Genomic DNA, 14,040 nt, shown 5'->3' on the forward strand with positions numbered 1-14,040 from the left:
AATTATTTTTTCAGATTGTGATAATACTTTTTAAGCAGTTCTATGTCCTTTTCTTTCTCTGTAAATACTTCGAGCAGCATAGGACGGTTTGTTACGGACGGTTCAAGGAAACGTGCAGTGGCGCTGTTCAACTCTTCTTCATTATGAGCTGACAGATATTCTAAACCGCGGTCTTCAGCCCATGCCTTTGCCGATGCAGTGTGTGTGGCTGTCACGAAACGGCGTGCATTGTCGTGCAGTTCCAGTCCCGGCAGTGCGTGGAAAATCTCTCCACCGCTGTTGTTGAGGAGAAGAATGCGGATGTTCGAACCGTAGTTATTGTTCCACAAGGCATTCATGTCGTAGAAGAAACTCAGGTCGCCTATGATGATGAAGTTCAGCTTGTCCGATGCAGTGGCATAGCCTATGGCTGTTGACAGTGAACCTTCTATACCGTTTGTTCCTCTGTTTGAGAGAATCTCTACATCCTGAGGTACGTCGAAAAGCTGTGCGTATCTCACAGCCGAGCTGTTGGCAAGGTGCAGTGAACATGGTGCCGGCAGTCCTGTTATAACCTTTCCTATGGCACTCATCTCCGAATATTCGAATTCAGCCTGAGGTATGGCTTTCGACAGTGCTTCCCACTGGCGCGGATATTCCGGAGTGCGGTTTTCCATGCGTGATGAAATCTTTTCGAGGAACTCAAACGGGTCCATCTCTATTATGGTAGTAAGAGAGCCGTAGAGATCCATCACTTCACCGTCGGCAGATACATGCCAGTGTTCTACAGGCGGGTGTCGGCGAAGGAATTTCTTCAGACGCTTTGATATGATATGTCCTCCGTATGTGATGAGCAGTTCCGGACGCATCTTCTTCTGTGCCTCGAAGTCCATCGAGCAGAGAAGCGGTTCAATGTTTTTGATAGGCATTCCCGGTATGGTGCGGTTGCTTATATTCTCGGAGAACCATGCGAAATGCTTATAAAGCGATTTGGTATATTTCTTGTCGAACAGGTAAATCAGGTTCATCTGACCTACTACCATCATTCTGCGCTGATATTTGTTCAGGCGTTCGATAAGCGGTTCGTAGTCCTTGTCGTAAACGCTAAGTCCCTGATATCTGGTGATGACTCTTGCATTCGGCAGCTCGTTTACAGGAAGGAGGAAGAAAGGATCGCTGACCGGTACATTGATATGAACAGGGCCTTTCCCGTGATGGTTAAGTTCTAGAAGAGCTTCGTTGATCAGGCGGTTGCAGTACCATTCGTCCTCGTCGGTGTTTACTTCCGGCAGGTTGACGGATTTCTTTACAAGATTTCCGAAAACTCCAGGCTGAGGCAATGTCTGTCCGTCCATCTGACCTATCCATGCTGCAGGACGGTCGGCAGATATTACCACCAGCGGAACTTGCTGATAGAAAGCTTCTGCCACTGCCGGATGAATGTTCAGCAGGGCTGTACCCGAAGTACAACAGATAGCTGCCGGGCTTCCTCCGTGGAGGGCAAGTCCAAGTGCAAAGAATCCTGCACTGCGTTCGTCGGTTACGGGATAGCAGGTGAACTCAGGTATATTGGCAAGTGTCTGCACAATAGGTATGTTACGGCTACCGGGGCAAAGTACTATCTTCCTTATCCCATGTGCTTTAAGCAGGGCAGCCAGTTGTAGTATGCTTTTCTTATCGGTGTACACTTTGGGAAATTAAAAATTAATAATTAAAAATTATGAGTTGTTGGTTCTATCAACTGATAACTAACTTTATAGTCTTCATTTTATGCTGCGTCTCTTCCCATTCCGAATTGGAGTCAGATGAAGGAAGGATTCCTCCTCCGGCGTATAAAGTTGCGTAATTGCCGCTTACATTCAGACAGCGAAGATTTACATAAAGTGTTGTATGTCCGTTCGGATCCAGCCATCCTATAATTCCGGAATAGTATTTCCTGTCGTAACCTTCGTTTTCGATTATGAAATCGTATGCCTTGTCTTTTGGAAGTCCGCATACTGCAGGAGTTGGATGCAATGCATCAAGTAGATTGCCTAGTTCTGAAGTTTTTTTCAGTCCGAACTGGAAATCGGTTCTCAAGTGGACAAGTTGTCCGGCACGTGTAGTATAAGGACCTTTTATGGCAATTTTACTGCTGAATTTCTTTATTACTTTGTTGATATATTCGCTTACGAAGGCCTGTTCGTCTTGTTCCTTTTTATGCCACTCGGTTGGCATTACTTCGCCCTGCATAGGCATTGTACCTGCCAGAGCCACCGTATTCCATGTATTCCCCTCGCCGCTGAGGATTATTTCGGGGGTACTGCCTATCCATGTGCCGCTTACCGGTGTGTGCGACAGCGAAATCATCATGCGTGGGTAACTGTTGCAGGCTGTGATGAAAGCTTCTAAAGGAGAGAAATTGTCACTTAGTGTATATCCGGCATTTCGCGAAAGCACAAGTTTGCTGAAAGTCTTGTTTTTCAGAGGACCTATAAATCTGGAAAAAGTTTCGATATATGTTTTTTTCAGGTCTGGTTCTGTCTGCGATATTTCAGATGATGTAGTATGGTCGGAAGGGCGTTCTTCGATAACAACATTTGAAATCTTCTCTGTTATTTCGTCCCAGCCGGAAGCTGTAACGTCAGGTCTGATTATTACTCCTGGATGGTCTTCAGTAAAACGGAAAGGAGATATGACGAATCCCTTTTCTCCATTAAGCTCCTTTAGGTTTGCGAATACGTGGTTTTCTACGCCATCCTGCATTACTAAAATAGGTGTATCTGTCCACGGAAGGCGATAAATGGCGAACGACTTGTCGCTGCAAGTCATTCTGTCAATAAGTTTATGTATTTGTGAATCAGGTTTGTTCATATCCGTTTTTTCACTATTTGATTAACTATTCTGGCTGTGGATACCAGTTTCCCTTCTGGGGTTGTTATGTCTATGTTCCATATGTGTGTTGTTCTTCCGCGGTGTATCAGTGTGCCGGTGGCTTTAACATACGCTCCTTTTTCCACTTTAACCATTCCTACATGGTTCGCGCTTACCTGAATGCCGCACGGCATTTCATTGGGTGAGCATAACGGCACTGAACCGTGACCTGCCATTATTTCCGCTAGAGCAAGTGATGCCCCTCCGTTCAGTATGCCGAAGGGTTGGCATGTGCGGTGGTCAACAGGCATGATGGCTGTAACTTTCCCTTCTTCCATACTGGTAAACTCTATACCAAGATGTTCTCCCATAGAGCCTTTTAAATCGGGAATAGCATTTGCCAAGTTTTCGCAGTCTTGCATATTCTTTCAGTTTTTATCCGAATGCAAAGTTAATAAAAAAAGTGATTTATGGAAGTATGTTGTAAATCTTAATTATAGCCTTGTCTCTTTATAAGAAATGTCTTTTGTAAATATAATTTGCCTACAGATATTTCAGGCTTGGTTTTTTATCATATGTTAATTTTCAGAACAACTCTTTGGGGTAACTTTGCGCCTTGATAAAAATGATAGTATGAAAGATAGTATTGACTTTGGAAAAATGGATGTATCGAAGTTGTTCGTTAAACTTCTGATACCTACGGTGATGGGAATGGTGTTTTCTGCCATATTTATCATAACAGACGGAATTTTTGTTGGAAAGGGTATAGGCAGCGATGCACTGGCGGCCGTTAATATCACGGCTCCGCTGTTTCTGATAAATACCGGTGTGGCACTGATGTTCGGTATAGGTGCTTCGGTGGTGGCGTCTATACATTTGTCGCACGGTAAAATCAAGGTGGCACGTATAAACGTGACTCAGGCTGTGGTGGTATCGTCATTGCTGCTAATACTTTATGCTTTGGCTATAATGCTGAATCTTGAGGAGGTGGCATTGTTGCTTGGCAGTTCGCAAAGGCTTTTGCCCTTGGCTGTGGAGTATATGAACTGGTTTATCCCATTCCTGGTGTTCAGTGCAATGCTTAGTTCAGGAATGTTTTTTGTCCGTCTTGACGGTTCTCCCAATTATGCCATGTTCTGTAATATCATACCGGCTGTCATCAATATAGTTCTGGATTATGTCTTTATTTTTGTATTAGGTTGGGGAATGTTCGGGGCTGCCCTGGCAACGAGTCTTGGATATATAGTAGGTGCGGCTATGATTCTGATATATCTTTTTAACAGGAAAAATGTCATACATTTGGTGCGGGTGAAACTCAGTCGGAAGAGTCTTATGCTTACTGCACGGAATGTGGGATATATGTGTCGTCTTGGGTTATCTACTTTTTTATGTGAAGGCGCAATCGCTACAATGATGTTTGTAGGTAACTATGTGTTTATGCGCTACACTGGCGAGGACGGTGTGGCTGCATACAGCATAGCCTGTTATTTCTTCCCGATAATATTCATGGTATATAATGCGATAGCCCAATCTGCACAACCGATACTGAGCTATAATTTCGGTCAGGGTAATAATGTCAGGGTAAATCACGCGTTTAGGCTGGCTCTCTTTTCGGCTGTAGGTTTCGGTGTGGTTGTCATTGTTTTGACTGAGATTTTTTCTCCTCAAATTGTTTCCATGTTTATAGATCCCGCATATCCGGCATACAGTATAGCCGAAAGCGGACTTCCTCTGTTTGCTTCCGGATTTATATTTTTCGGAATAAATATGGTTTCAATAGGATATTTTCAAAGTGTGGAACGCGATCGTCCTGCCATGGCTGTAACCTTATTGCGTGGATATATCCTTATTTTGGTATGTTTTTGGATTATGCCTGAATTTCTTGGTGTGCCGGGAATATGGCTTTCTGTGCCTGCTGCGGAGTTTGTCACTTTCCTGTTTGTCATTACCATTTATTGCAGAAGAAAGAGATAGTCTTGAAAGTTATGTTTATTTTTGCATCAGTGAATTTAATTAGTGATATTTCATGAGGCAGTTTATTGATGCTTTTTGCAAGAGATACAGTGCTACAGAAAAGGAGTGTATGAAACTTGTTGATAATATGGAAGAAGTTTGTTTCCGGAAAGGTGATTTCCTTGTTCGTGCTGGGGAGACAAACAGTTCGTATTATCTTATTAAGGAAGGAATATGGCGTGGATATATTCTTCGCGATGGGGAGGAACTGTCTGTATGGTTTGCAATAACAGGTGAGACCGTTTTCTCCAGTTGGGGATATATGGCAAACCGTCCGTCGCCTATCTACGTAGAAGCCATTACCGACAGTACGCTTTACAGAATAAGCAAACATAATATGGAGGTGTTTCTCAATTCTTCGATAGAGAGTGCAAACTTGGGAAGGAAACTTGTGGAACAGGACTTTCTGGTTGCAGAAGAACGTATTGTCGCAACAGGTTCTATTCCACAGGCTAAAGAAAGATATCTCGATCTGTTGAAACGCGATCCTATGCTGTTGAAGCATGTGCCTTTGAAATATATAGCATCCTATCTGTTCATCACTCCGCAGTCGTTGAGCCGTATTAGAGCCGAATTGGCAAAAGAAAAATAGAATATCATTACGATTTCATTTCGCCTACACGGTTTATGAACTCATCAGCATATACACGGCCGATTGGTATTTCCACTGCACGGTGATAGAGTGTGAGTTGGCGGCGGGTATAATTTGCCACTTTGTGCAATGGAACTATATACGACTTATGTATACGCATGAATCTGTCTTCGGGAAGCATTTCCATGATTGATTTCATGCTGGTTTGCGAAAGAACAGGCCTGTCATCATCAGTGAGATAAATCTTGATATAATTGTCCATAGCTTCGATATATTCTATCGAGGCTATTTTTATTTTTACGTTCTTGTATTCCACCTTCAGTGTTATCTCTTCCTCTTCCGTAAGTACTGGGGCGGCGGAAAGGCTTTCCAGTTTTTTCATCCTGCGTACCCTTTCTATAGCCTTTTCGAAACGGGAGTATGAGAATGGTTTGTGAAGATAGTCTATAGCATTCAGCTCGAATCCGTCAACGGCATATTCGGCGTATGCGGTTGTGAATATAAGATATATGCCTGCCGGAAGTTCGCGTGCTATGTCAATACCGTTTATTCCTCCCATTTCTATGTCGAGGAATACTATATCCGGTTTGGAGGACTTTACTTTTTCCAGTCCTGTTATAGGGTCTGTATATGATGTTACTTCAAGGTCGCCGCAGCGTTTGCAGAACTGTTCTATAATACTCAAAGCTACCGGCTCGTCGTCTATTGCTATACACTTCATGCTCATTTCAGTTTTAAGATAAGGTTTACGGTGAAAATTCCGTTTGTATTGCTTATTTCCAGATTGTGTTTACCAGGATATAAAAGCTCAAGTCTTTTCTTGCAGTTGGATATACCTATTCCGGGTTCCTTGTTTTCCGGTTTTGGGTTCACTGTATGGTTTTCTGTGAACAGCGTCAGTGTGTCATTGTTTACTTTCAGGCTTATTATGATGTCGCTTTCTATGTGCGACGATGCTCCATATTTCAGTGCATTCTCGATGAAAGTTATAAGTATCATCGGTGCAATCCTGGTATTTTTTGCAGATTCGTCGGCTGAATATGAATAGTATATATGTGTACGTTTTTCGTCTATGCGGTTCTTTTGTAATTCTATGTACTGGCCGATATATTCGGCTTCTTCCTCAATATTTACAGTGTCCTGTGTTGCCTTTGTGTACATATATTTTATCAGATCTATGAACTGCATGAAGGCTGTTTCTACCTTCTGGCTTTGGGTTATCATCAGTCCGTATAGGGTGTTCAAGGTGTTGAAAAGGAAATGCGGATTAATCTGTGCCTTGTATAGTGCCAGTTCGGCTTTCTTTTTCTCGAATTCGCTTGCTTGTCTTGCCATAATCTGCTTGTACAGTTCTGTCAGAAGACCTACGGCTATGCTGAAACATACTGTTACCAGATACATGAACCATGTACCTTGCTGATGTTGCTTTATTCTCGTTATGTTCATTGCCTTTTTTATGAATTTGTCCATTCTCGGTTTGTGGCCTCTGAAAGGAAAATCCATCTGGTACTGTGTGATAAGCCATGTAATGAATATTGTGCCTAATAAAACAGCTATTGCTATAAGCAGATGTTTTCTGTCTTTAAGTGCCATAGGGACACTGATTTGCTTGATACAGAAATATACGGCATAAAGCCATACTATCAGAGTAATAACGAAGAGTGAATTACTTTCCAGCCATTTGTCAACAGGAAGCATCATCATCATGGCGGGGAGTAGTATGATACAGAAAAATAGGTCAATGCCTATAGGTAAGTACTTGTTGTTCATATTGTATAGAGTTATAATGCAAAAGTAAAATAAATATGCCGAAAAAGCGAATAAATGAAATGTTAAAAATCGGAGTTTGTCGTTTACCACTTGAAGTGTGTCGTTCGCCACTGCATTCGTCTGGAGGCGTTTTTTGTAGCTTATTCTTGAGTAGCTTTGTATCAGAAACGAAAAATTTAACATTATATGAGACTGAAACTTTTTATATCTATTGCTTTATTGTTAGTGCCGCTGATGTTGGTGGCACAGGGGAGGGTTACGGTGAGCGGAACCGTGACAGACAAGAATACCGGAGAGCCGTTGCCTTCGGCTACTGTAAGTATAGCACCATCTTCGGATAGGGATGCGAAGAAATATACTTCTACTGATCTTGATGGAAAGTTTTTATTTAAATCCGTATCGTATGACAGTTATGTGCTTGAAGTTACATACGTCGGTTATAAATCAGACGAGAAAAGATTGAAAGTCACTGACAAGAAAGACAGCTATATTATTACTTTTAAACTCGATGAGAACGCTTTGATGCTTGGTGAAGTGTCTGTACAGGGACGTGCCACACGTGCCGAACAGAAAGGTGACAGTCTGTTCTATAATGCCGAAGCTTTCAAGGTGATGCAAGGAAGTTCAGCAGAGGATCTGTTGTCGAAAATGCCCGGTATAGTTGTTGAAGGAGGAACAATACAGGCACAAGGTGAAGATGTGAAAAAAATATTGGTAGATGGAAAAGAGTTTTTCGAAGGTGACGTAAATCTTGCAATAAAAAACTTGCCTTCTGACGTCATAGCAAGCATTGAGGTGTTTGATAAAAAGAGCGAACAGGCCGAATTTACCGGTTTTGACGATGGAGAGGAAGTAAAGACCATCAATATCATAACAAAGGGTGGATATCGTCAGGGTACTTTCGGTGAGGTGTCTGCCGGTTATGGTACAGAAGACAGATATAAGGTGAACGGTAATATAAACTTCTTCAATGATGACCGAAGGATTTCAGTTCTTGGAATGTCTAATAATGTCAATCAGCAGAATTTCTCTCAGGAAGACCTTGCCGGAGTTATGTCGTCATCAGCCAAAGGTGGTGGTCGCGGAAGACGTGGCGGTGGCGGCGGAGGAGGCCGTGGCGGTTCCGGAGGAGGTGGCAACACTTCTGATTTTATGGTTGGCAGTATGGGAGGTATCACTTCTACAAACGGTGTCGGACTTAACTATGTTGACAAATGGGGTGAAAAGGTTAATATTACAGGAAGTTATTTCTTCAACCAGTCTGAAAACCTTACTCAGCAGCAGACTGAGCGCGAATATTTTGAATCAGTGCTTCCAGGTATGACATACGACGAATATCAGGAAAAGACAATGGAGAACTGGAATCACCGTTTCAATATGAAACTTGATTATAAAATCTCGGACAGAACATCGCTTCAGTTCCGTCCTACATTGAGCTTTCAGAATAATGATAATGTATCAGTGCTTGACGGACAGAATATGATAAGCGGACAGACCGATACTGAGACACATACCAATACTAATGGTGGTACTGATGCGTATAATCTTGGTGCTGATATTATTTTACGTCATCGCTTTCCTGTTGAAGGCAGAACATTGTCGCTTATGATGAACGGTAAAATGAGTAATACTGAAGGTGGTACTTATACAGACTACCTGAATACATTAAATATGGTGTCGGGTACACCTCAGACAGAAGAGTACAGTCAGTACAAGAATACAATGAACAAGCAGTACAGTTTCCGTTCAAATCTTAGTTATACTGAAAAACTGACTGACCATATGCAATTGCAGTTAGGGTATAAGTTTTCATATTCGGATTCGGATTCAGACAGGAAAACTTATATGAAATCGTCTGTGACAGATCTTTATGATCAGTTGGATGAAAGTCTGTCAAGTGTATATCAGACTGGATATACAACTCATGCCGGTAATGTAGGTCTTCGTTATCATGCAGGAAAGCTGAATGCCATGATTGGAGCAGATGTGCAGTGGTCGGAATTGTCGGGTGATCTTATATATCCTAGTCCGGACAGAATGAATAACAATTATTTTTCATTCCTGCCTTCGTTCAATTTAAGATATTCGTTAGACAGAACAAATTCGTTTATGCTGAGATACAGAAGCAGTTCGTCTTCTCCATCTGTTACTGATCTTCAGAGTGTAGTCGATAACTCAAATCCTCTCTTCCTTTCGACGGGTAATCCTGACTTGGATCAGCAGATTTCGCATACGGCAAATCTTAGATACATCCGTACCACCAAGACAGGACATACATTCATAGCAATGATTGGAGGTACAGCGAAACTAGGTTATGTGGCGGACAGTACATTTATAGCTAAAGAAGATATACAGATTTCAGATAATGTTACTCTGAATAAAGGTTCGCAGTTCACCAAACCTGTAAATATGGACGGATATTACAGTCTGCAGTCAATGATTACATACGGTTTCCCGTTCGACTTGATTCGCAGTAACATCAATTTCAGTGTATCGGCTAACTATTCTAATGTTCCTACCATTTTCAACGGTGAGAAGAGTAAGACAAACGAACTGAACATCATCCCGAAAGTGATTATAGGTAGCAATATCAGTCAGAATCTGGACTTTACTGCTTCCTACTCGACTGGAATAAACAAGATATACAGTTCATTAAACACAGCCAGCGGTACAGGTGATTATATCACTCATAACGCCGCAGCCAAATTGGGATGGACATTCTTCTGGGGATTGACATTCCGCAGTACATTCAATTATATAGGTTATACAGGACTTGATACCGGTAATGAAGATTATTTCCTATGGAATGTGTCATTGGGAAAGAAATTCCTGAAGAACAACGCGGCGGAAATAAAGGTTGAGGCTTTCGATATCCTGAAGCAGAACCAGGCATTCACGCACAGCACTGGAAGCAACTATTACGACTATATAAGCAGCAATGTGCTTAAACCGTATGCAATGGTAAGTTTTGTATATACAATCCGATAATGACAGGAAGGCTTTTGCAAAACTCTTGCAAAGCCTTTTAAACAAGATAATTATATATTTATAAATCAAAATTTAAACAGTATGAAAAAGATTTTATTTTTGGCCTTAATGGCTGTTATGTGCTTCCAGACAATAGATGCACAACGTAAAGGTGGAGAAAAAAGAACTCCGGAACAGGTAGTAGAGAATTTGGATAAAAAGCTGGACCTGACAGATGAACAGGAAAAACAGATAACAGATTTATATAAAGATTTTTTCAATCAGAAAGTGTTGCGTGAGGAGAGAAAGGCAAAGATGGATGAATTGAACTCCAAGATTTCTTCATTATTGACTGACGATCAGAAGGCTAAGTTTGAAAAAATGAAGTCTGAAAAGAGAAAGAGAACAAAATAACAATTGATATTACATGCTCAAAATAAAAACAGGCATCATAAAAAACACTATTTTTATGATGCCTGAAAGTTTTTGTGTACAATTTAAACGAGATATTATCTTGCGGCTGTAAACAGAGTAGTTTGTGAGCCGCTGAGAGCGCGTACTGAAGCCAGACCTTGCTGGTCAGGAAGAACTGTTACAGTGTTTCCGTCCTGCAGTTTCACTGTTATTGTTCCGTCTTCGTTCATTGTCATAAGTTCGTATGATTCACCGTCACACAATGCATTCCATGTACGGTTTTCCTGATTGTAAACCAAGTCGATAGAAACGTCTTCTCCCTTTTTAGAGATGCTGTATCCGTTCTCGTTTGTTCTGATGAGGTATTCCCCATTTTCGCCTTTTACTGTTTTTGTAGTACCAACGTCAGCTAGAGGGTTTGATCCGCTCCAGAATTCAATGGAGTTGAGGACTACAACGTCAGCAAAGTATGCAACACCATAAACGGGAATTATATTGAATGCCAAAAAGACTAATTCGTTTACAAATTTGTTACCGATACCTTGGTTCCAGTCTTTTAATTGGTTCCATAATGCGAAAGAACCGATACACGAAGAGAATAGCAGGCTTCCACCTAGTAAAGCGCATGCTACTTTAATTTTTAGTTTTTTCATAATCTACGTATAAATAGTTGTACTAATACTATACGCAAAGTTAGACTATTTTTTCTAAAAAACAAATCTTTTATCAATATTCTAATTTAATTAATCTTTGTCGATTTTTTGTATCCCTCCCGTAACAGTATCGAAGATAACACGTGTGTTTACTTTCTTATTAAAAAGTCCGTTTACCAGCAGTTCTGTATTTCCGAACTGTGCAAACATCATATTATTGTCTTCAAATAATGTCTTTCCTTTGAATGTTATACTTACATTAGCTTTTGCAGGGATATTGTATAGTATGCCTTTAGGGCCTTTTTTCTTCTTGCCTTCTTCGCTGTCCATAACAGATGCTTGTACAGGATTGCTGTTTTCAATTTTTATATACATAGGTTCTCCTGCCAGATTGTCTGACGACAGTATTCCCAGCTTTTGTGAAAATCTCATTACAACACTTTCGGTGTTATTCCCTTCAGGCAGGATGACGGCAGTAAAGAGCTTGTCTTCTCTGGTCTTTATTCCTGTGAACATCTGCACCAATGCTTTTTCCTGTTTTTCCAGATTGTCCATTATCAGTTTAAGCGAGGCGCCGTCCTTTGGCATGGCGTCTGCCTGTCCTCTTAGAATAAGGTTCTTGCTTTCACGTATGTTGTATATTTCTTTAGCCGTGAGTTCCGCCATTTTAGCGGTAGAACCGGCAGTAAGGATTTCTTCTGTCATGTATTTTCTTCCGTCATCGGGACGTTGAGGCTTTTCCAGTATGTATTCGGCCTTTTCTGTGTCTGGTGCAGAAGTGTTTATAGCCTTGATAATGCCGTTATCTGTAATCTCAATGTTTGACATGACACTTTTATCACTGAGTTTCATTATATAAGCTTTGGTAGAGTCTGGTATTCCTACGGGGCGTACTTCTATTTTTTTTATTTCCCAGTCAGTTGACGGCTCGGATGTAACATTGTTTATTCTTAAATACCTGTTAGCGTATTGACAGAAGTCACCAGGAGTATATTTCACCTTTGTTGCAATGACATTTACTTCTACAGCTGTTTTAGGTAAGAAAAATGCAATACCTTCTCCTTCTCCGGGAGTATAATAGTCAACATTCTGTGCGTTAGCGCCAAAAGCATAGGCTGTAACTAAAGCCAATGCCATAATTCCTTTTTTGTTCATAAGCTATAGTTTTTGTTTTTTATCTTTTGTTTGAAAGTTGTTTCCATGCTTCCGGTAATGAATTGATAATGTCGGATGCATTCATACTTATTTCTCCAAATTTCTCTGCAGCTATATCTCCTGCTATTCCATGCAGATATACTCCCAAAAGACATGCTTCTTTAGAGGAATATCCTTGTGCAAGAAGTGATGTCAATATACCGGTCAGAACATCGCCGCTGCCTCCTGTTGCCATGCCAGGATTGCCTGTCGGGTTGAAGTGACATTCTCCTTCCGGAGTTATGACAACGCTCCATGCCCCTTTAAGTATTATGTATATTTGCAGATATGATGCCAGATCTTTAGCTTTTTGTATTCTTTCGAAGCTGTTGCTGCATCTTCCTACGAGTCTTTCAAGCTCTTTTACATGTGGTGTAAGGATAGAACCTTTTGGTACGCAGTTCAGTTGGTTTCTGTAAGTACTTAAAGCATTTATTGCATCGGCATCTATTACGGCTGGTATATAACATTCTTTTAATTGGTTGATTATAGCTTGTGCCGTAAACTCTTCCTGTCCCAGTCCAGGGCCTATACCGAGTGCCTGATAGCTGTCCAGATCTATCACTTCGGCAAAGAATCTGTCGTCCATGTCGTCCTGTGCCATTGCTTCAGGAACGCTTGCCTGTAAAAGAAGGTGGTTGCATACAGGTGTATGTACTGTAAGTAGTCCTGTACCACATCTCAAACAACTTTTGGCAGACAGTACTGCTGCACCTCCCATTCCGTATGAACCAGCAATTATCAGCGCATGTCCGAAATTGCCTTTATGTGCAAATTTCTTTCTTGGTCTGACTATTTCGGCTACCTCTTTCTCCTCTATTATGTAATTGCTGCTTTCTGCCTGTTTTGAAAATTCTTTGTTGATACCGATGTCAAGAACTTCAAGCTCTCCAATCAAGTCTTCGTTTTCAGCAAAAAGAAATGACAGTTTTGGCAGGTTTATTGTAAGCGTAAGATTAGCTTTGATAATGTTCTGACGTATGTTTCTTGTGTTGTCCTCGCCCATCATTCCGGATGGAATGTCTATAGATACAACTTTGGCAGGAGAGGCATTAATATATTGCACCACGGCAGCAAAGCCTCCGCTTAAAGGCATGTTCAGTCCTGTGCCGAAGAGGCCGTCGATTACAATGTCGTCTGCCGAAAGTTTCGGCGGGTCAAATTGTGTGCTTACTTCTGTATAATTTGTAAATCCGCATTCCTGAAGTCTCTTGATGTTTGTGAGGCAATCTTCCGACAGGTTACCTTTAATATTGAATAGTACTACTTGTACCTGATAGTTCTTCAAGTGTAACATGCGGGCCACAGCTACAGCGTCGCCCCCGTTGTTGCCCGGACCGGCAAATACAACTATCCTGTGTGATTTGTTCCATCTTCTGCATATAGCATCTGTTATCAGGCTTGCGGCCTTTTCCATTAGATTGATGGATAATATAGAATCGTGCTCTATAGTGTAAGCATCGGCTTCTTTCTGTTGTGCGCAACTTAAAATTTTCATTACTTCTTAAAATGGTATTTTGTTGGTAAAAGTAGTAAAAACATACGAACTATACGCTATTTAATCTTCAAAATATACTTAAATACTTAAAAGGTAGTGTTGACATT

The 14,040-nt window shown here is 41.2% G+C and carries 12 protein-coding genes; 4 read left to right on the top strand and 8 right to left on the bottom strand.

Annotation, left to right across the window (positions count from 1 at the left end):
• Positions 1-2 precede the first annotated feature (2 nt).
• Genes menD through OCV82_RS04290 form a run of 3 tightly spaced genes read right to left on the bottom strand, consistent with a single transcriptional unit; the run spans position 3 to position 3,254 of the window.
• On the bottom strand, positions 3-1,667 hold the full coding sequence (menD, locus tag OCV82_RS04280; protein ID WP_154043279.1) for a 2-succinyl-5-enolpyruvyl-6-hydroxy-3-cyclohexene-1-carboxylic-acid synthase: 1,665 nt from the start codon (positions 1,665-1,667) through the stop codon (positions 3-5).
• A gap of 49 nt (positions 1,668-1,716) precedes the next feature.
• On the bottom strand, positions 1,717-2,832 hold the full coding sequence (locus OCV82_RS04285) for an isochorismate synthase (protein WP_154043280.1): 1,116 nt from the start codon (positions 2,830-2,832) through the stop codon (positions 1,717-1,719).
• Positions 2,829-3,254 carry a PaaI family thioesterase gene (locus OCV82_RS04290; RefSeq protein ID WP_235340805.1) on the bottom strand — a complete coding sequence of 142 codons (426 nt, stop codon included), beginning with the start codon at positions 3,252-3,254 and terminating at the stop codon, positions 2,829-2,831. The genes OCV82_RS04285 and OCV82_RS04290 overlap by 4 nt, the downstream gene beginning before the upstream one ends.
• A gap of 211 nt (positions 3,255-3,465) precedes the next feature.
• Here OCV82_RS04290 and OCV82_RS04295 point away from each other — a divergent pair, with 211 nt between their 5' ends.
• Positions 3,466-4,806 carry an MATE family efflux transporter gene (locus tag OCV82_RS04295; RefSeq protein ID WP_154043281.1) on the top strand — a complete coding sequence of 447 codons (1,341 nt, stop codon included), beginning with the start codon at positions 3,466-3,468 and terminating at the stop codon, positions 4,804-4,806.
• Between the two features lie 52 nt (positions 4,807-4,858).
• Entirely contained in the window at positions 4,859-5,437 is a 579-nt protein-coding gene (locus OCV82_RS04300) for a Crp/Fnr family transcriptional regulator (RefSeq protein WP_154043282.1), read from the top strand.
• 7 nt (positions 5,438-5,444) lie between these two features.
• On the opposite strand, the gene OCV82_RS04305 is transcribed toward OCV82_RS04300, so the two are convergent.
• Together OCV82_RS04305 and OCV82_RS04310 are read right to left on the bottom strand one after the other, a co-directional pair.
• Positions 5,445-6,158: a LytR/AlgR family response regulator transcription factor gene (locus OCV82_RS04305; protein WP_262542928.1), complete on the bottom strand. Its 714-nt coding sequence runs from the start codon at positions 6,156-6,158 to the stop codon at positions 5,445-5,447.
• A 2-nt stretch (positions 6,159-6,160) separates the two neighbouring features.
• Positions 6,161-7,207 (bottom strand): sensor histidine kinase, encoded by a 1,047-nt coding sequence (locus OCV82_RS04310; RefSeq protein WP_262542931.1) that lies wholly within the window; start codon positions 7,205-7,207, stop codon positions 6,161-6,163.
• A gap of 186 nt (positions 7,208-7,393) precedes the next feature.
• Here OCV82_RS04310 and OCV82_RS04315 point away from each other — a divergent pair, with 186 nt between their 5' ends.
• Both OCV82_RS04315 and OCV82_RS04320 read left to right on the top strand, forming a co-directional pair.
• The gene (locus OCV82_RS04315; RefSeq protein ID WP_154043284.1) at positions 7,394-10,195 is read left to right on the top strand and encodes a TonB-dependent receptor; all 2,802 of its coding nucleotides are present in this window, start codon (positions 7,394-7,396) and stop codon (positions 10,193-10,195) included.
• An 81-nt stretch (positions 10,196-10,276) separates the two neighbouring features.
• Positions 10,277-10,588, top strand: coding sequence for a hypothetical protein (locus tag OCV82_RS04320; protein WP_154043285.1), 312 nt, complete (start codon positions 10,277-10,279; stop codon positions 10,586-10,588).
• Positions 10,589-10,683: 95 nt separating this feature from the next.
• Here the strand turns inward: OCV82_RS04320 and OCV82_RS04325 are convergent, their stop codons facing one another.
• The 3 genes from OCV82_RS04325 to OCV82_RS04335 all read right to left on the bottom strand — a co-directional run bounded on the left by OCV82_RS04325 (position 10,684) and on the right by OCV82_RS04335 (position 13,933).
• Positions 10,684-11,241, bottom strand: coding sequence for a DUF3332 domain-containing protein (locus OCV82_RS04325; protein ID WP_154043286.1), 558 nt, complete (start codon positions 11,239-11,241; stop codon positions 10,684-10,686).
• Positions 11,242-11,331: 90 nt separating this feature from the next.
• Positions 11,332-12,396: a DUF4831 family protein gene (locus OCV82_RS04330; RefSeq protein ID WP_154043287.1), complete on the bottom strand. Its 1,065-nt coding sequence runs from the start codon at positions 12,394-12,396 to the stop codon at positions 11,332-11,334.
• Between the two features lie 19 nt (positions 12,397-12,415).
• Positions 12,416-13,933, bottom strand: coding sequence for an NAD(P)H-hydrate dehydratase (locus tag OCV82_RS04335; protein WP_154043288.1), 1,518 nt, complete (start codon positions 13,931-13,933; stop codon positions 12,416-12,418).
• Positions 13,934-14,040 lie beyond the last annotated feature (107 nt).

Origin of the sequence: Bacteroides cellulolyticus (assembly GCF_025567135.1) — a bacterium.
Classification (GTDB): Bacteria; Bacteroidota; Bacteroidia; order Bacteroidales; family Bacteroidaceae; genus Phocaeicola; species Phocaeicola cellulolyticus.